The following is an 18093-nucleotide window of genomic DNA, read 5'->3' as shown; positions in this document are numbered from 1 at the left end:
GCGTTGTTGAATGACCCAAAATGCTTCTCCAATAGGTCAATGACAGAATCGTCAATGTTACCAGCCAAGCTGATCACGGTATTATCGATTCGATAGTGGCTCTTCATGTAACTCCGCAAAGAATCAGCAGTCATCGCTTCCAAATTGCTTTGTGTACCAAGAATGGAATAACCGAGTGGGTGATTCTGATACGAAGCTCGCGCTATCAGATCATGAACGAGATCGTCAGGCGTGTCGTCATACATTGATAACTCTTCCAATATCACATTACGTTCCTTATCCAGCTCGCTTGGATCAAGAATGGACTGAAAGAACATATCCGCAAGTACATCAACGGCGATCGGTAAATGCTGATCCAATACTTTCGCGTAAAAGCAAGTGTACTCCTTCGAAGTAAAGGCATTCACATTGCCGCCAATCCCGTCAAACGTCTCTGCAATATCCTTGGCCGTAAATCGCGAAGTTCCTTTGAATAACATATGCTCAATGAAATGGGAAATCCCGTTATTCGTTTCGTTCTCATTGCGAGATCCTGTCTTTACCCATATACCGAACGATACGGAACGGCAGGTTGGAATTTTTTCCAGAATAACTCGCAATCCATTTTGCAATTGAAGCCTGATCAATCGGGACACCCCCTTACAATGTAAATCCAAACAATGCTTTCAATATATCAGAATTTGATCGGCTCCTCAACCACTGGTACACGTTCAGGTGAAATTAATTCCGATACCGTCCCTAATACAAACCCTTTTGCCTTAATATTCCTGATCAATTGCTCTAATGCTTCACTAGACGACTGTGTAGGATGCATCAGGATCATAGCCCCAGGCTCCAGGCGTGGCGTGATCCGCCGTACTATTGCTTCCGCCCCTGGATTTTTCCAATCGACGGTATCGATAGTCCATAAGATCGTACGCAAGCCAAGTTCACTGGCCACCTTGACGGTTTGATCATTGAAGTCCCCTGAAGGGGGGGCAAATAACTTATTACTCACCCCTAGCTTATCGAGTAGCTTCTGGGTCTTGGATATCTCGTCCACGTTTTGCTGTCGGCTAATTTGACTCATATTTTTATGCGAATAGGCATGGTTGGATAGTTCATGACCCTTCTGCATGATCACCAAAGCTGTAGCCTCGGTTTTGTTCAACCAAGAACCGTCTAAGAAGAACGTCGCTTTCACTTGTTGCTGTTCAAGAATATCAAGCATCTTCGTTATGTATTCATCACCCCAAGCGACATTGATCATCAATGCCACCATAGGCTTGTTCGGGTTTCCTTTATAGATCGGTTGAGCACCAAGATCGTCCAAACGGACCGAAGGAGGGATATCTTTATAGAGAAGAGGGAACGAATGACCACTCGTCACGGAGAGCTCAATAGCTCGCTTCCAAGTCGCCTCAACATCCACTTCCCTACCATTCAATCCGGGAATCGCTTTCCACACACGATCCAGCTTGGCATCAATGGCAGGCTGCTTTCTACTCTCGGCTTCCTGCTTAATCCGCTCCAAAAGCTTCGTTCGAGTGTCTTCGGTTAGAACGCTCTGAACCGACTGCATAGGCAGGCTGTGCGCGGCTTGTGCAGGCTCCCTTAAAGTTTCTGGCTCTTGTACAGTTTGAAATGCGATCGTTTCTTTCTGTTTGCTCCAAGTCACGAATGCATCCAGATTGTCCGATTGAAACACTCCCCACATAACGAGCAATCCAACGCCTCCGACGATAACCCACTTCTTTCCCATCCTTCTCACCCCCACCCTTGTCCGATACTATTCCCCATCCTATGTCAAAACAGTCTCTTTTATACCACGAACAGTTCTATGTACCCTGCTCTATGAGCGAATGAAAAAAGAGTCAGAAATGCTCTGGCTCTTTATCATTCCTATTATAGGTTCCGTATGCCTTATTCCGATGTTGCTGCTGGCGTTGCCAATGTAGCTTTACGCGACAAGTTGACACGACCTTGATTATCGATTTCCGTTACTTTCACCGTAATCTGATCGCCCAGTTTCAAGACGTCTTCCACTTTGGCTACACGCTCTGTTGAGATCTGCGAGATGTGAACAAGACCTTCTTTACCCGGAAGGATTTCCACAAACGCTCCAAACTTCTCAATGCGCTTCACAGTACCGAGATATGTTTCGCCGATCACTACTTCTTTCACGATTCCTTCGATGATCGATCTAGCCTTCTCGTTCATCTGCTCGTTCGAAGAAGCAATGAATACGCGACCGTCCTGCTCGATATCGATCTTCACGCCGGTCTCTTCAATGATTTTGTTAATGATTTTCCCGCCGGCGCCAATAACATCACGAATTTTATCAGGATTGATCTGCATCGTAAGAATTTTAGGCGCATAGGGGGATAGGCTCTTCCTTGGCGCTTGAATGCTTTCCAGCATTTTGCCCAGAATATGCAATCGGCCTTCCTTGGCCTGTTGCAGCGATTGCTTCAGAATGTCACGGCTAATCCCGTCGATCTTAATATCCATCTGAATCGCAGTTACACCCTCAGCTGTTCCCGCTACCTTGAAATCCATATCGCCCAGATGATCTTCCATCCCTTGAATATCAGAGAGGATCGAGAAATGCTCACCATCTTTAATCAAGCCCATCGCAATACCTGCCACAGGAGCTTTGATCGGAACACCGGCATCCATCATAGCCAGCGTACTTGCACAAATACTCGCTTGTGATGTGGACCCGTTCGATTCCAGCACTTCCGATACAAGTCGAATCGTATAAGGGAACTCCACTTCATTCGGAATGACTTTGGACAACGCGCGTTCACCGAGTGCGCCATGACCGATTTCCCGTCTGCCTGGAGGACGAAGAGGTCTTGCTTCCCCTACACTGAATGGCGGGAAATTATAGTGGTGCATGAACCGCTTGGTGTCTTCCAGATCCAGCCCGTCCAAGATTTGAACATCGCCAAGCGCCCCAAGCGTACAAATGCTTAGTGCTTGTGTCTGACCGCGTGTGAACAACCCTGATCCGTGTGTGCGTGGCAATAAGGCGGTATCGCACTCGATCGGGCGAATTTCACTCAGTCCACGACCGTCCGGACGTACTTTATCATGCGTGATCAAGCGACGAACTTCTTCCTTAACGATGTCGTACAGAACTTCCTTGACGTCCTTAATCTTATCGGATTCTTCCGCGTAGATCGGAGTGAAGTGCTCCACAGCTTCTGCGTTGACGACATCGATTGCCGCCTGGCGCGCGTGCTTCTCAGGGATACGGATCGCTTCCACGAGACGTTCCTGTGCGAAGTTACGCACTGCTGCATTCACTTCGGAATCTACTGCGTGAAGCTTAACTTCCATCTTAGGCTTGCCAGCGAGCTGAACGAACTGCTCTTGCAGAGCCACGATCTTGCGAATCTCGTCGTGACCGAACATGATCGCTTCGAGAATAACATCCTCTGGCACTTCATTAGCTTCCGCTTCCACCATCATGATCGCGTCTTTGGTACCGGACACAACGAGATATACATCACTCTTCTCTTCTTGTGCAGGTGTCGGGTTAATAATAAATTGACCGTCAATGCGACCTACTATTACTCCACCAATAGGTCCGCTGAATGGAACGTCAGATATGCTAAGAGCAGCCGAAGTACCAATCATAGCCGCAATGTCAGATGGACAATCTTGATCCACACTCATGACCATCGCTACAATCTGTACATCGTTTCGGAATCCTTCCGGAAACAATGGGCGAATCGGACGGTCCGTTAGACGACTAGACAAGATGGCCTTCTCGCTCGGACGACCTTCTCTTTTAATAAATCCGCCCGGGATTTTACCGACCGCATATAAGCGTTCTTCATAATTCACTGTCAGCGGGAAAAAATCCAAATCCTTCGGTTCCGACGAAGCGGTCACCGTACAGAGCACGACCGTATCTCCGTAACGCACCACGACTGCACCGTTGGCTTGTTTGGCAAGTCGACCCGTCTCCAAGGTGAACGGACGTCCTCCCAATTCCATGTGCACTTTCTTCTCCATAATTGCCCTCCAGATTCTAATTGTCCATCTCACTCTTATTCTTCATATTCAACAGTATTTCCTTCTTTATGTAAAACATTATTTTCATACGAAAATTTTTCGAGAAAAAAGGCTCCTAGGGGAGCCTGTCGGAATGCTTACGCATCTTTGAAGCCAAATCTATGGTTTCTCCATCTTTCAAAAAAACAACCTGCGGCCAAAGCCGACACGGTTGTTTTTCCAATCGTTTCTCTTATCGACGCAAGCCTAGACGCTCAATCAGTGCGCTGTAACGGCTAACCTCTTTGTTCTTCAAGTAAGCGAGCAGCTTACGGCGTTGACCTACCATCTTCAACAAACCGCGGCGCGAGTGATGATCTTTCTTGTGCGTCCGCAGGTGGTCTGTCAAGTTAACGATGTTCTCCGTAAGAATCGCGATTTGAACTTCAGGAGATCCTGTATCGGTCTCATGAACTTTGTAATCGGCAATCAGCTGGTTTTTGCGTTCTTGTGTTAGTGCCATCCCGGTCACCTCCTATTCCAAATGATAATCGCCATAAGCCGAGAAACCGTCGGTGAGATCGTGTTTCCAAGCTAAGGTTCCGCCGAGATGAATACGTCTCATCAGGCAACGAAAGATAGTATACCACACTAGCACAGCCGTTGTAAACGTAGACTCTGCAGACTCATCGATTAAGTGCGAGGCATCAGAATCATCTTAGCCTCTTCCACATCTCTTCGAATCTGACTAACTAGCTCGTCGATCGAACCGAACTTACGCTCTGCCCGGAGATAGGCGACCAATTCTACCTTCATTCGCTCGCCATAGATCGATCGGTTAAAGTCGAACAGATGCACTTCCAATGAGCGAACAAGCGAACCATCCGAGAAGGTCGGCTTCATCCCGATGTTCATGACACCTGCTAGGGTAGCTCCGTCAATCTCGGCCTTGACGGCATACACACCGTGAACGGGTATCACGTAAGAACCGTCTAACTGCAAGTTAGCTGTCGGAAATCCGAGTTGTCTTCCTCTAGCTTCCCCATGGATGACAGTCCCGATCAGCTTATAATTCCGACCTAGAAGCTGACGGGCCTGTCCGACTTGCCCCTCTTCCAAACAACGTCTAATGAACGTACTGCTTATCTTCTCACCCTCATGGTGAAAAGGCCGCACCACTTCAACAGCAAATTGGCCTTTTCCCCATTCACACAACGTATCCGCATTCCCTTTGGCTTGATAACCGAAGTTGAAATCGAAACCGACCACGATGGTTTCCGGACGAAGCGGTAATAACATTTGGGTTACGAATTGTTCAGCCGTAACTTGTGAGAAGGCGAGATTGAATTGAACCAAGTAAACATAGTCAATTCCAAGTTCAGCCAACATGTCCAGCTTGTCCTGCAGAGGCGTCAAATATTGCGAATAGCGTGCATGACCGAGCACATCCCGTGGATGAGGATGGAAGGTCATGACCGAGACAGGCAAGTTATGTTGCTTGGCCGATTCGACAGCCTTTCGAATCACTTCTTGGTGACCCAGATGAATTCCATCGAAATCTCCAATTGCCATCACTTGACCCGATTTCGGGACATCAATCTCGGCTAGCAATAGTGGATAAGATAACTCAATGACATGCATAGGAATACATTCACCTACTGTTCCTGCAGCTTGTCGCTACACGAATACTTTCTCCGGGCGCAGTGTGGACTGCTCCGGGTCTTTACGGAAAATGCCGATAAACCGATCATTCGGATCATAAAGGCGGACTAATGGGCTTGGTGCGATGTCAACAACGATCATATGGTTTGCCTCTTCTTGCCGTTGATCATACGGGATCGTTTTACCTTGAGAAGCATTCAACGCTACCTGTTCCGACGTAACGATTTTAGGCAGATGGCTAATCGCTTGATCAACCGGAATCAAATAAGATTCCAGCTTGCCTTCTCGATGCAGTTGCTCAATCTCTTCCAATGTCAAACAGCGATCCAATGTAATGTTGCCGGTGGATGTCCGCTTGAGCTCGCTCATAACAGACGGATACCCAAGCGCACGACCGATATCCACACACAAAGTACGAATGTAAGTACCTTTGGAACAGCGTACCCGAATTCGAACAGTCGGATAAGTCTCTTCCAAATGCGCCTCAATCAACTCAAGTGCATAAATAGTAACAGAACGCGCTGTACGCTCTACTTCTTGCCCTTGACGAGCGAGTTCGTACAGTCTTTTGCCATCTATCTTCACGGCAGAGTACATGGGAGGAACTTGTTCAATAGCGCCTAGAAACGATTCTAGCACACGTCTAAGTTCTTCCTCATGTAGTTCAACCTTTTCCACACGTGAAGTTTCCTGGCCTGTCCAATCCTCAGTATCTGTAGAATAGCCAATCGTCAGTTCGGCCTCATATTCTTTGGGTAGCTCTTGAATGTATTCTACCACTCGAGTCGCTCTTCCCAAACATAGGGGTAACACACCCGTAACTTGCGGATCCAATGTCCCTGTATGTCCGATGCGCTTCATCCCCAAGATACGGCGAGCCTTGGCTACTACATCATGCGAGGTGAACCCAGGCGCTTTATGCACTGGCAGAACACCCTCAAGATCGGATAGTTTCTTACGTGTTACCCCTATCGCTTCATTCATCTTAACGCACGACCTACTTCTGCCACGACTTGTTCAACCACTTGATTCAGCTCGCCTTCCATCGTACATCCCGAAGCCCGAACGTGCCCGCCGCCTCCGAACGATTTGGCTACCTGTGCCACATCGACGGAACCAGCCGATCGAAAGCTCACCTTCACTTTATCTGAATCCACCTGTTTGAACAAAAGCCCTACTTCTACACCTTCGATGTTGCGTGGATATTGGATCAATCCTTCCAAATCATCTGGAGTCGCGTTTGTGGTACGAATCGCTTCCAGAGAGACCGATATCCAGCTCACCTTATGATCGAACGCGAAGGAAAGCGTACCTAACGCCTTCTGAAGCACAGCTATATGAGTACGCGTAATCTTCTCGAGCAGAGCTTCAGCCAGTTGATACCCTTGTACCCCGTGTTGAAGCAAATCCGAAGCGATTCGCATCACTTCAGGTGATGTGTTGGAATACCGAAATCCTCCGGTATCCGTAAGCAGTCCCGTATATATGCAGTCAGCTAATTCTTTCGTCATCGGTATGTTTAGCTGAACAGCCAGGTCGAACAATAGCTCAACTGTAGCCGCAGCGTCTTCACGGATTAGCTGTGCTTCGCCAAAATAATCGTTCGTTGGGTGATGATCGATATTAAGCAAGGGTACATTGGGTGAGAATCGCTCGCGCACAAGTCCCATTCTGGACTCATCTGCACAATCAACGCTGATGACTGCGCGAAAGGTGTTGGTATCTGGAAGATTGGCAAGTGCTACGAGCCGATCATATCCCCACATGTAAGCAAACTTCTCGGGAATCGCATTTTCATTGACCATGGTGAACGTCTTGCCGAGGTGATCGAGCAGCCAGCCCATTGCAAAGGTTGAGCTAGCTGCATCACCATCCGGATTCACATGGGATACAACGAGAAAGTGATCGTGTTGTTCAATAAATCGGCGGGCTTCCGCCAATTGCCCTTCATATGTTCGTACATCGGCTCGGGCATTCATTGTTCGGCATTCCTTTCATTCAATTGCGTGAGCAATTGATCGATGCGGCTGCCATATTCAATCGAAGAATCGAATGTGAAGAGCAAGTCCGGTGTTTTGCGTAACCGGATTCGCTTTCCTAACTCGGATCGAATGAAGCCTGTAGCTTTTGCAATCGCTTTGAGTGTATCTTCTTTTTGTTGATCCGTCCCCAAGACAGATATGAACACTTTAGCCTGAGATAAATCGTTGGTCACATCGACACCTGTAACGGTAATGAAGCCGACGCGCGGATCCTTCAATTCCGCCTGCAGGATGATACTGAGTTCCTTCTTAATCTGTTCTCCGACACGACCAACCCGAATCCTTGCCATTGCCTAGGATCACCTCTCTACGGTTTCCATCACATAAGCTTCAATGATGTCCCCTTCTTTGAGATCGTTATATTTGATGATGGATATCCCGCACTCGTATCCTTGGGAAACTTCTTTCACATCGTCCTTGAACCGCTTCAGGGAGTCGACCTTCCCTTCGGTCACAACGACACCGCCTCGAATGACGCGTAGCTCAGCCGAACGCGTAATTTTACCATCAATAATCATACAGCCTGCGATTGTGCCGATCTTGCTGATCTTGAATATATTCCGCACTTCGGCATGACCGATAATACTTTCTTTGAAGATCGGATCAAGCATTCCCTTCATCGCTTGCTCGATTTCCTCAATCGCGCTATAGATGACACGGTGCAGACGAATATCGACTTTCTCTTGTTCAGCAGTCGTCAATGCAGCCGTCTCAGGACGGACGTTGAAACCGATAATGATGGCATTCGAGGCCGAAGCTAGAATAATATCCGACTCCGTAATCGCGCCTACACCATTGTGCAGGATACGTACACGGACGCCTTCCACTTCGATCTTCTCCAACGAGCCTTTCAACGCTTCAACAGAGCCTTGAACGTCACCCTTGATGATTACGTTCAAGTCTTTAACTTCACCGTCTTTGATGTGTTTGTACAGATCATCCAGTGTGACGCGGGTATTAGTCCCCATCTCGGATTGACGCAACGTAACGGCACGACGCTCAGCGATCGCTCTTGCTTTACGCTCATCTTCGTACGCGAGGAACGGGTCACCTGCTTGAGGTACTTCTGTCAACCCGGTAATCTCTACAGGTGTAGAAGGTCCTGCTTCCTTGAGACGACGGCCCTTATCGTTAACCATAGCACGTACACGGCCGAAGCTTACGCCTGCAACGAATGCGTCGCCGACTTTGAGCGTACCATGTTGAATCAGGACGCGTGCAACCGGTCCACGGCCTTTATCCAATTCCGCCTCGAGTACGGTTCCTCTCGCACGCTTGTCAGGATTAGCCTTCAGTTCTTGCACTTCTGCTACGAGTAATATGGTTTCGAGCAATTCTTCGAGCCCAATCCGTTGCTTGGCAGACAGGTTCACGAAGATCGTTTCTCCGCCCCACTCTTCCGGAACGAGTTCGTATTTGGTTAGCTCTTGCTTTATTTTGTCCGGATCAGCACCCGGCTTATCAATTTTATTTACAGCAACAATAATGGGTACATTCGCTGCCTTGGCATGGCTGATCGCTTCAACGGTCTGAGGCATAACGCCATCGTCCGCTGCGACAACAAGAATCGTAATGTCCGTTACTTGGGCACCGCGTGCACGCATCGTAGTGAACGCTTCGTGACCTGGTGTATCGAGGAACGTAATCTTCTTGCCCTTGACTTCAACTTGGTAAGCTCCGATATGCTGAGTGATCCCGCCGGCTTCCCCTTCGGTTACATTCGTGTGACGGATTGCGTCAAGAAGCGTCGTTTTACCATGGTCGACGTGACCCATGATGGTAACGACTGGAGCACGTTCAATCAGATCAACAGCATCGTCTTTCTCTTCGATCGTCTCGAAGTTGTCTTCCTCTACTGGAAGCTTAACTTCGACTTCGACCTTGAATTCATTCGCGATCAGTTGAATGGTGTCAAGATCGAGCTCCTGATTAATCGTAGCCATTACACCCATGAGCAGCAATTTCTTGATGACCTCAGACGCGTCCTTATGCAAGGATTTGCATAGCTCGCCAACAGTCATCGTGCCCCTGACGATAATTTTCTTAGGTGTATTGTCGATCTTCTCCTTGTAAACCGGCTGTGCGTTTTGTCTGCCGCGTTGGTTGCGACCGTTGCCCTTGAAGTTCGTTTTATTATTATCGTCAAACCGCTTCGTGTTCGGTTTCGTCTTCTTCGCAGTCAAGCCTTTGCCTGCTTCATCCAACTCTTCGTTTCCTGTCGGAATGATCGTCGGACGTCCCGAACCGGCATTGGGACGGTTTTGTTGATATTGACTATTATTGCGAGGATTCGTACGATCGGTACGTTCTCCACCACGAGCGGATTGAGCTGTCGCAGGAGCAGCACCACGTGCGCCGCCTGTTTGACCGCCTGGACGACTTTGAGCTCCTTGTCCTTGGGGGCGCTGGCCTTGATAACCGCCTCCGCCTTGGCTACCTTGACCTTGCGGGCGCGAGCCTTGATAACCGCCTCCGCCTTGGCCACCTTGACCTTGCGGACGCGAACCTTGATAACCGCCTCCACCTTGGCTGCCTTGACCTTGTGGACGCGAGCCTTGGTAGCCGCTTCCGCCTTGGCTGCCTTGACCTTGTGGACGCGAGCCTTGATAGCCGCTTCCGCCTTGGCTGCCTTGACCTTGCGGACGTGAACCTTGATAACCGCCTCCACCTTGGCCACCTTGACCTTGCGGACGCGAACCTTGATAGCCGCTTCCACCTTGGCTGCCTTGACCTTGCGGACGCGAACCTTGATAGCCGCTTCCGCCTTGGCTGCCTTGACCTTGCGGACGCGAGCCTTGGTAGCCACTGCCTTGACCTTCACGGCGTTGACCTTGGTAGCCGCCTTGTCCTTGACCTTCTCGACGTTGACCCTGGTAGCCGCCTTGTCCTTGACCTTCACGGCGTTGGCCTTGGTAACCGCCGGCTTCCGAAGACTGACCTTGGTTTGGACTGGCCTGAGCTTGGCTCGGGCTCGCAGAGACTGTAGGGGCTTGGCTAGTAGGAGTTGGAGCGGCTTGATTTCCTTCATTTACTGGGCTCTGGCCTTGTGTATTCTGGCCTTGCGGACGATTGTACTGTCCACCCTGTTGTCCGGCATTACCTTGAGCTGGACGTTGCTGCCCGTTGCCAGCTTGTTTGGCTCCTTGATCTACAGCAACATTGGAACCGGAGTTCGAGTTGCTGCCACCTTCATTTCCAGCACGCTTCGCTGCTGCATTGGCCTTCACATCACGGAAAAATTGCTCAACTTTGTGCACYGAATCATTCTCCATCACGCTCATATGATTATTTACAGGTACGCTTAATCGCTTCAAGATCGTAATAATTTCTTTACTGCTCATATTCAGCGATTTCGCATATTCGTAAACACGTAGCTTGTCTTTGTCTTTATCTTGATTACTCAATATGTTTCACCTCCACAGGTATTCCGAGGCACGCGACCATTTGGCGCGCGAACCCAGGTTCCAGCACAGCGATCAACACCCGCTCTTCCTTGCCGATCGCGGCGCCCAACTCTAACCGACTGCCATGCTCGGCAAGTCGGATTTGATACGAATTGCATTTATCCCGAAATTTCTTCCGTGTATTGGGAGAAGCATCTTCAGCCATGACCACGAGCTTAGCCTCTCCCGAACGAATCGCCTTCAGTACAGCCTCATCGCCAGTAGCCAGCTTGCCTGCACGCATTGCAAGTCCCAAGTATGATCCGAATTTACGATTCATTGGTTCTCCCGCAAGGAAACGCCGCATACTTCGGTTGAATCGCGATAAAGTCCTGCTCCAGCCGATCGTAATCTTCTGGGCTCATTGTGACCTTGAGCGCTCGCTCGATTGCCTTGGTCTTCTTCGCCTTGTTGAAGCCTTCGATCTGCCCGCATATATACGCGCCCCGGCCATTCTTCTTGCCTGTCAGGTCAATCTCGACAACACCCTCGGGCGTCCGAACAAGGCGGACCATCTCTTTCTTGGTCAACATGTTCTGACACACAATGCATTTGCGTTGCGGGATCTTTCTAGCTTTCACGACCATCACCCACCCGAATAATAATGAAACGTTCTGTTACTATGTGGGGTCCTAGTTAGGACAATCTAATCGATACTGATCGAATCCTGATGCATTTCCTCAGTCGACGTTCTTGGACGCCCCAGCTCTTGTTCAGCCTGCGTCTCACTCTTGATATCGATCTTCCAGCCCGTCAGCTTGGCGGCAAGCCTTGCATTCTGACCCTTAATCCCGATGGCAAGCGACAACTGATAATCCGGCACGATAACTCGTGCCATCTTCTCGTTCTCGAAAACGTTCACTTCGAGCACCTTGGAAGGGCTAAGCGCATTCGCCACGTACTCTTCCACGCTATCCGACCAACGCACGATATCGATCTTCTCGCCCTTCAGCTCGTTCACGATCGTCTGTACACGAGTTCCCTTCGGTCCTACGCAAGAACCGACAGGATCGACCTCTGTGTTGCGAGAATGAACGGCAATCTTGGAACGGAAGCCAGCTTCACGAGCGACGGAACGAATCTCTACGACACCGTCATATATTTCCGGAACTTCCAGCTCGAATAACCGTCGAAGCAGCCCCGGATGAGACCGCGAGAGCATAATCTGCGGCCCTTTAGTCGTATTTTCCACTTTGGTAATGTATGCTTTAACCCGGTCGCCGTGCTTGAATTTCTCATTCGGCATCAGCTCATTCAGAGGCAGCACCGCCTCCACCTTACCTAAGTCAAGGAAGATGCTGCGCAAGTCTTGACGTTGTACGGTCCCGGTCACGATATCTTCTTCACGGTCAATGAAGGCGTCATAGATCAGACCGCGCTCCGCTTCGCGAATACGTTGAGTCACGACCTGCTTCGCAGTCTGAGCCGCGATACGACCGAAATCTCTCGGTGTAACTTCAATCTCTACGATATCGTCCAATTGGAAATTCGGATTAATCTCACGAGATGCATGCAACGAAATTTCCAGTCGCGGATCGAGCACTTCATCCACGACCGATTTGCGCGCGTATACTTTAATCAGACCGGTTTGCCGGTTAATATCTACTCTCACATTCTGGGCGGTGTTGAAGTTCCGTTTGTAGCTGGAAATCAACGCCGCTTCAATCGCATCAACCAAAATATCTTTGGCGATTCCTTTCTCTCTCTCGATTTCCGACAGGGCATCAATAAAATCCATGTTCATTTGAAATGAGTTCCTCCTTTCAAGATTCCATTGCTAGAATACGATGGCCAATCTTGCGCTGGCCACCTTCGAATACGGAATAGCTGCTTTCTTGCGAGGTGTCTGAACGATCAGTGTCTCACCGTCGAAGGAGAGCAGCTTCCCTTCAAATTCCTTGTCCCCGTCCACGGGCTCGTATGTCGTAACGAATACTTGCTTCTGCACCGCACGTTCATAGTCAGTAAGTTTCTTAAGCGGCCGCTCGGCTCCTGGAGAAGACACTTCTAGGAAATACGCATCCGGAATCGGATCATTCTCGTCAAGCTTCTCGCTTAGAACCTCACTGATCCGTCCGCAATCATCAATATCGATGCCGCCTTCTTTGTCAACGTAGACACGTAGAAACTTGTTGCTGCCTTCCTTGACGAACTCGACATCCACCAACTCAAACCCTTCTGCATCCAGAAAAGGTTGAATTAATCCTGTAATTACATCTTTGATCGGTTGTGCCATCTATGGATACCTCCTTAGTGCCAAAAAAGGAATAAATCAACCGTCATCGTATGCCAGTTTCTGCACACAAAACGTAAAGAGTGGGTTTCCCCACTCTCGCATCAATAACGATCTATGATCATCATTATTACCAAAATTGATTATACCATAACATGGATTTCACGACAAGAGCGGAAAACTAGAACAAAGACAACTGATTCGATTCCGGTAACCCGCGGAAGCAACCCATCGTACTGAGCAGTTCGACGATTGTCTTCGTGGCTTTGGACTTATTCTGGAAATCTTCTATCGACAAGTAGTCGCCTTCTTCCCTAGCAGCAGCTATGTTACGTGCGGCATTCTCACCGACGCCTTGGATCGCAGCGAAAGGAGGAATCAGGGTGTCCCCATCGACCTTGAACCGTGTAGCATCCGAACGATACAAGTCAATTCCCTTGAAACTAAAACCACGCGATGTCATTTCCAACCCCATCTCCAGGATCGGGATCATCGCTTTCTCCTTCGGTGCGGCCTGGAATGCTTTTTCTTCGATTTCATTCAGCTTCTTCATAATGACTTCATAACCTTGTGAACAGATATCGACATCAAATTCTTCCGCGCGCATCGAGAAGTAAGTGGCATAGAAGGCGATCGGGTGATACAASTTGTAATAGGCAGTACGCACAGCCGCTATAACGTAAGCCGCCGCATGTGCCTTAGGAAACATATACTCGATACGAAGACAAGACTCAATGTACCACTGCGGCACTTTATGCTTCTTCATATCCTCGATCCATTCATCCGTCAAGCCCTTGCCTTTTCTTACGCTCTCCGTGATCTTGAACGCCAGACCGGCATCCATTCCTGCCTTATATATTAGAAATAGCATGATCTCATCACGGCAACCGATAACGGTCTTAATCGTACACGTTCCTTTTTTAATTAACTCCTGCGCATTGCCTAACCATACCCCCGTACCATGAGACAGACCGGATATTTGCAGCAAATCGGCGAACGAGGATGGCTGCGTCTCCTGAAGCATTTGGCGCACGAATTTCGTCCCCATCTCTGGAATGCCGTAAGTGGCTACCGGCGAACGAATCTGATCAGGCATCACGCCAAGTGCTGCAGTAGAATTGAACAGACTCATAACTTTGGGATCATTCATTGGGATCGAAGTCGGGTCCACTCCGGTCAAATCCTGAAGCATTCGCATCATCGTCGGATTTTCATGTCCCAGAATATCGAGTTTGAGCAAGTTCTCTTCGAAGGCATGATAATCGAAGTGTGTCGTTTTCCATTCCGATTTCATATCATCGGCCGGATATTGAACGGGAGTCACTTCCTCCACATCGATATAATCCGGTACGACTACAATACCACCTGGATGCTGACCCGTGCTTCGCTTCAYCCCAACACAGCCCGATGCAAGCCGGGTGATCTCCGCATTCCTCCACTTCTGGCCGTGTTCCTCCTCATACTTCTTCACATAACCATACGCCGTCTTCTCCGCGACCGTACCGATTGTACCCGCACGGAATACACACTTCTCGGTGAACAGCTCCTTCGTATAATTATGGGCAATCGGCTGATATTCCCCTGAGAAGTTCAAGTCAATATCCGGTACTTTATCGCCCTTGAAACCAAGGAACGTCTCGAACGGAATATCGTGTCCTTCGCCCCGCATCATCTGCCCGCAGTTCGGACAAACCTTGTTAGGCATGTCGAAGCCGCTTGGAACACTTCCATCCAGGAACCATTCGTTATGTCGGCAAGCACGGCATACATAATGCGGAGGCATGGGATTCACCTCGGAAATGCCAAGGAAAGTGGCTACGACAGATGATCCAACCGAACCCCGCGAGCCGACCAAATAGCCGTCTTGATTCGATTTCTTCACAAGCCGTTCCGACATCAAGTAGTTGGCCGAGAACTTATACCCAATGATCGGCTTCAACTCCTTCTCCAGCCGTTGCACAACAACTTCAGGTAACTCATCGCCATATAGCGATTTCGCAAAATCATAGCATTTGTTACGAATTTCTTCATCGGCCCCTTCGATGTTCGGGGTGAACAACTGCTTGGGAAACAAATCGAACGATTCGAATCGTTCAGCAAGTTCGCTCGTATTCGTTACTACGACTTCCCTAGCTTTCTCTTCGCCCAAATATTTGAATTCCTCTAGCATTTCTCGAGTCGTCCGGAAATGAACATCAGGTTTCTTCATATCCTTAAGTGGGCTGAATCCGGTTATACCCATAATCGCAATATCACGACTAATCTTATCCCGTGGATGTAAGTAATGCACATTACCTGTAGCAATAACCGGCTTCCCGAGCTTGCTCCCGATCGCACATATACGTCGGTTCGTCTCTTCCAGCTCCAGACGGCTGCCGACCAATCCTTTATCAACCAAGTGCATATTAACCCCGATTGGTTGAATTTCCAGGACATCATAGAATTCAGCAACTTGCTCGGCTTCTTCTATGGTTTTATTCAGCACCGCTTCATAAAACTCGCCCTTCTCACAGCCTGACACTACAAGCAGTCCTTCTCTGAGCTCTACAAGCTTACTCTTGGGAATACAAGCCACACGGTGAAAATATTCGGTATGGGAGATCGTAATAAGCTTGAACAAATTTTTCTTGCCCACTGCGTTAAGCGCATAGATGCAGCAATGAAACGGTCTTGTATTCGTCAAATTTTTGCCGACATCATCGTTCAAGTTAAGCAGATTCGTCTTACCCCGATCTTCTGCTTCCTTCACCATATGAGCTAGTACTTCACCGAGCGCAGCAGCATCATCCACCGCACGGTGATGATTGTCTAGACTAACTTTGAACTTATCGGACAATGTATTCAGCCTATGGTTCTTCATACTAGGAAACAACAACCTGGCCATCTCCAACGTATCCAGCACCGGATTTGATAGCTCAGCCAACCCCATCGTTCTCAGATTAGCCTGAACAAACCCCATATCGAACCGTGCGTTGTGCGCAACGAGCACGGCATCGCCTACGAACTCAACAAACTGGGGTAGCACATCGGTCAGTTCCGGAGCTCCCAGAACCATATCGTCCGTGATATGAGTCAGTTGTGTGATGTGATAAGGGATTTTCTCATGAGGATCAACGAATGATTCGAAGCGGTCAATCACCTTGCCGTCCTTTATCTTCACCCCGGCCAGCTCAATGATTTTATTGCTGATAACAGATAGACCGGTTGTCTCAATGTCGAACACAATATAAGTGGCATCGCGCAACTGGACGTCAGTACCATTCAATACGACTGGCACGGAGTCGTTCACCACATTAGCTTCTACGCCGTATAAAACCTTGATCCCATGCTTCTTGGCCGCCTTGTTCGCTTCCGGAAACGACTGCACTCCGCTATGATCAGTTATGGCAATCGCCTTATGGCCCCATTTGGCTGCCGTCTTAATATATTCATCAACTGAGGTCATCCCATCCATCGTGCTCATCGTCGTATGCAAATGGAATTCCACACGTTTATCCTCAGCACTGTCAGTCCGCTCTGCAGGGGGCACCACCTCAACCAGGTCCGACGGAATCATGACCAGCTCAGGTACCATCATAAATCGATCATACTCAACCTTCCCTCTGGCCCGAATCCATTTGTTATTTGCGAGAAGGTTTAATACTTTCAAATCTTCCTTGTTCCTAGCAAATGCCTTCAGCGTGAGCGAGTCGGTGAAATCGGTCAAATTGAACTCAAACAACGTATTCCCGTTGCGAAGCTCCTTCTTGTCCAGATTGAAAATCATCCCTTGTATTGTGATCTTCTTCTCTTCATCCTGCACGTTCTGGATCGGAACCGGCATATCCTTGATCTCATAGCCCATCATAAGCTTCGTCTCAGCATCTGTAGTAGCTGTTTCGAGTGCAATTGTTTCCGCAGAGGACGAGATCATCTCTTGAATGACCGTGCGCTGTTCTTCTACGATTTGCTGGGCGAATTTCTCGTAAACTTCTTCACTAGATTCCCTGGCTGCTAGCTTCACTTGATAGGATCGATTGAAATAGTCGCGGAAATAACGCTGAACGAACCCATCCACCGCCTTCTTCTTAGCCATTTCCAGCCCGAACGCATCCAACATATGCACCGTTACGACTTTATCGCGCACCTCGAATGTCGCTTTACCTAACCATCCGTTAATCGAAGCGGCTTCCGTGTGAATCCATTCTATGAATAAGGTCCAATATTGCTCCACTAGCACGGCATCCTCGATCCGTTCGTCATAAGACGTAACGATCCGAATAGCTGCAATATGAGCGAACTTTTCTTGAATCATTATGCAAAAGCTTTTATACACATCATGCGGGACAAGAGTGGAAAGCGTTAAATAAAACGTCCATTCCCGGTTGCTGCGGCTGCATTCGACTCGATCTATGAACCCTTCCGTCAAGTATGACTCGACAATGGTTCTCGGAATCCCCGCTTGCTGTAGCAGCAGCTCGAAGCGATTCCGCTGGTCCGCTCGATTACTCATCCCATCATTCCTCTCCCATTTCATCCTATTAGGCCAAAAAAGGGCAAAACAAAGGACGTTATGTGTCCGCATTTTGCCCAATCTCTGAACGTGACCCTTCCATCCAAAAGCCAATCTAGCTAGTGTGCTCTACCGAATACAACTGTATGCTGCGCTGCAGAACTACACACGAGACAAGTCGATTTCTGCTCGCTTGGCTCGAACGGGATGTTGCGACTCGTTGCACCTGTCTCTTCC

The 18093-nt window shown here is 48.8% G+C and carries 15 protein-coding genes; all 15 read right to left on the bottom strand.

The window, feature by feature from the left end; genetic code table 11:
• A partial coding sequence (locus AC1DWB_RS26910) for a M16 family metallopeptidase (protein ID WP_477544181.1) occupies window positions 1–626 on the bottom strand: 626 nt, incomplete at its 3' end.
• A gap of 47 nt (window positions 627–673) precedes the next feature.
• Window positions 674–1741, bottom strand: a complete 1068-nt coding sequence (locus AC1DWB_RS26905) for a polysaccharide deacetylase family protein (RefSeq protein WP_477544180.1) — start codon at window positions 1739–1741, stop codon at window positions 674–676.
• A 161-nt stretch (window positions 1742–1902) separates the two neighbouring features.
• The gene (gene pnp / locus AC1DWB_RS26900) at window positions 1903–4005 is read right to left on the bottom strand and encodes a polyribonucleotide nucleotidyltransferase (RefSeq protein WP_477544179.1); all 2103 of its coding nucleotides are present in this window, start codon (window positions 4003–4005) and stop codon (window positions 1903–1905) included.
• A 232-nt stretch (window positions 4006–4237) separates the two neighbouring features.
• A complete protein-coding gene (gene rpsO, locus AC1DWB_RS26895; RefSeq protein ID WP_477544178.1) occupies window positions 4238–4507 on the bottom strand; it encodes a 30S ribosomal protein S15 in 270 nt (89 codons plus the stop codon).
• Window positions 4508–4677: 170 nt separating this feature from the next.
• On the bottom strand, window positions 4678–5625 hold the full coding sequence (locus tag AC1DWB_RS26890; RefSeq protein ID WP_477544177.1) for a bifunctional riboflavin kinase/FAD synthetase: 948 nt from the start codon (window positions 5623–5625) through the stop codon (window positions 4678–4680).
• Window positions 5626–5661: 36 nt separating this feature from the next.
• Complete coding sequence (gene truB / locus AC1DWB_RS26885) at window positions 5662–6630, bottom strand: tRNA pseudouridine(55) synthase TruB (RefSeq protein ID WP_477544176.1); 969 nt, start codon at window positions 6628–6630, stop codon at window positions 5662–5664.
• On the bottom strand, window positions 6627–7625 hold the full coding sequence (locus tag AC1DWB_RS26880; RefSeq protein WP_477544175.1) for a DHH family phosphoesterase: 999 nt from the start codon (window positions 7623–7625) through the stop codon (window positions 6627–6629). The genes truB and AC1DWB_RS26880 overlap by 4 nt, the downstream gene beginning before the upstream one ends.
• Window positions 7622–7978, bottom strand: coding sequence for a 30S ribosome-binding factor RbfA (gene rbfA, locus AC1DWB_RS26875; RefSeq protein WP_477544174.1), 357 nt, complete (start codon window positions 7976–7978; stop codon window positions 7622–7624). The genes AC1DWB_RS26880 and rbfA overlap by 4 nt, the downstream gene beginning before the upstream one ends.
• Window positions 7979–7987: 9 nt before the next feature.
• Window positions 7988–11092, bottom strand: coding sequence for a translation initiation factor IF-2 (gene infB / locus AC1DWB_RS26870; RefSeq protein ID WP_477544173.1), 3105 nt, complete (start codon window positions 11090–11092; stop codon window positions 7988–7990).
• On the bottom strand, window positions 11085–11411 hold the full coding sequence (locus AC1DWB_RS26865) for a L7Ae/L30e/S12e/Gadd45 family ribosomal protein (protein ID WP_477544172.1): 327 nt from the start codon (window positions 11409–11411) through the stop codon (window positions 11085–11087). The genes infB and AC1DWB_RS26865 overlap by 8 nt, the downstream gene beginning before the upstream one ends.
• Complete coding sequence (gene rnpM / locus AC1DWB_RS26860) at window positions 11401–11712, bottom strand: RNase P modulator RnpM (protein WP_477544171.1); 312 nt, start codon at window positions 11710–11712, stop codon at window positions 11401–11403. Before rnpM ends, AC1DWB_RS26865 begins: the two co-directional genes overlap by 11 nt.
• Window positions 11713–11777: 65 nt before the next feature.
• Window positions 11778–12875: a transcription termination factor NusA gene (gene nusA, locus AC1DWB_RS26855; protein ID WP_477544170.1), complete on the bottom strand. Its 1098-nt coding sequence runs from the start codon at window positions 12873–12875 to the stop codon at window positions 11778–11780.
• 33 nt (window positions 12876–12908) lie between these two features.
• A complete protein-coding gene (rimP, locus tag AC1DWB_RS26850) occupies window positions 12909–13367 on the bottom strand; it encodes a ribosome maturation factor RimP (RefSeq protein WP_477544169.1) in 459 nt (152 codons plus the stop codon).
• A gap of 178 nt (window positions 13368–13545) precedes the next feature.
• Complete coding sequence (locus tag AC1DWB_RS26845) at window positions 13546–17856, bottom strand: PolC-type DNA polymerase III (RefSeq protein ID WP_477544168.1); 4311 nt, start codon at window positions 17854–17856, stop codon at window positions 13546–13548.
• 119 nt (window positions 17857–17975) lie between these two features.
• Window positions 17976–18093, bottom strand: a 118-nt coding sequence (locus AC1DWB_RS26840) for a hypothetical protein (RefSeq protein ID WP_477544182.1), incomplete at its 5' end; no start/stop codon positions are given.

The sequence above is a fragment of the Paenibacillus sp. P4_E11 genome, from assembly GCF_056401635.1.
The sequence above is the reverse complement of the archived record's forward strand: the minus strand, read 5'-3'. Positions and strand labels throughout refer to the sequence as shown.

Bases quoted from the DNA above. Each gene is read 5' to 3' on its own strand.
- AC1DWB_RS26905 (WP_477544180.1), bottom strand. From the start codon at position 1,741: ATGGGAAAGAAGTGGGTTATCGTCGGAGGCGTTGGATTGCTCGTTATG.
- pnp (WP_477544179.1), bottom strand. From the start codon at position 4,005: ATGGAGAAGAAAGTGCACATGGAATTGGGAGGACGTCCGTTCACCTTG.
- rpsO (WP_477544178.1), bottom strand. From the start codon at position 4,507: ATGGCACTAACACAAGAACGCAAAAACCAGCTGATTGCCGATTACAAA.
- AC1DWB_RS26890 (WP_477544177.1), bottom strand. From the start codon at position 5,625: ATGCATGTCATTGAGTTATCTTATCCACTATTGCTAGCCGAGATTGAT.
- truB (WP_477544176.1), bottom strand. From the start codon at position 6,630: ATGAATGAAGCGATAGGGGTAACACGTAAGAAACTATCCGATCTTGAG.
- AC1DWB_RS26880 (WP_477544175.1), bottom strand. From the start codon at position 7,625: ATGAATGCCCGAGCCGATGTACGAACATATGAAGGGCAATTGGCGGAA.
- rbfA (WP_477544174.1), bottom strand. From the start codon at position 7,978: ATGGCAAGGATTCGGGTTGGTCGTGTCGGAGAACAGATTAAGAAGGAA.
- AC1DWB_RS26865 (WP_477544172.1), bottom strand. From the start codon at position 11,411: ATGAATCGTAAATTCGGATCATACTTGGGACTTGCAATGCGTGCAGGC.
- nusA (WP_477544170.1), bottom strand. From the start codon at position 12,875: ATGAACATGGATTTTATTGATGCCCTGTCGGAAATCGAGAGAGAGAAA.
- rimP (WP_477544169.1), bottom strand. From the start codon at position 13,367: ATGGCACAACCGATCAAAGATGTAATTACAGGATTAATTCAACCTTTT.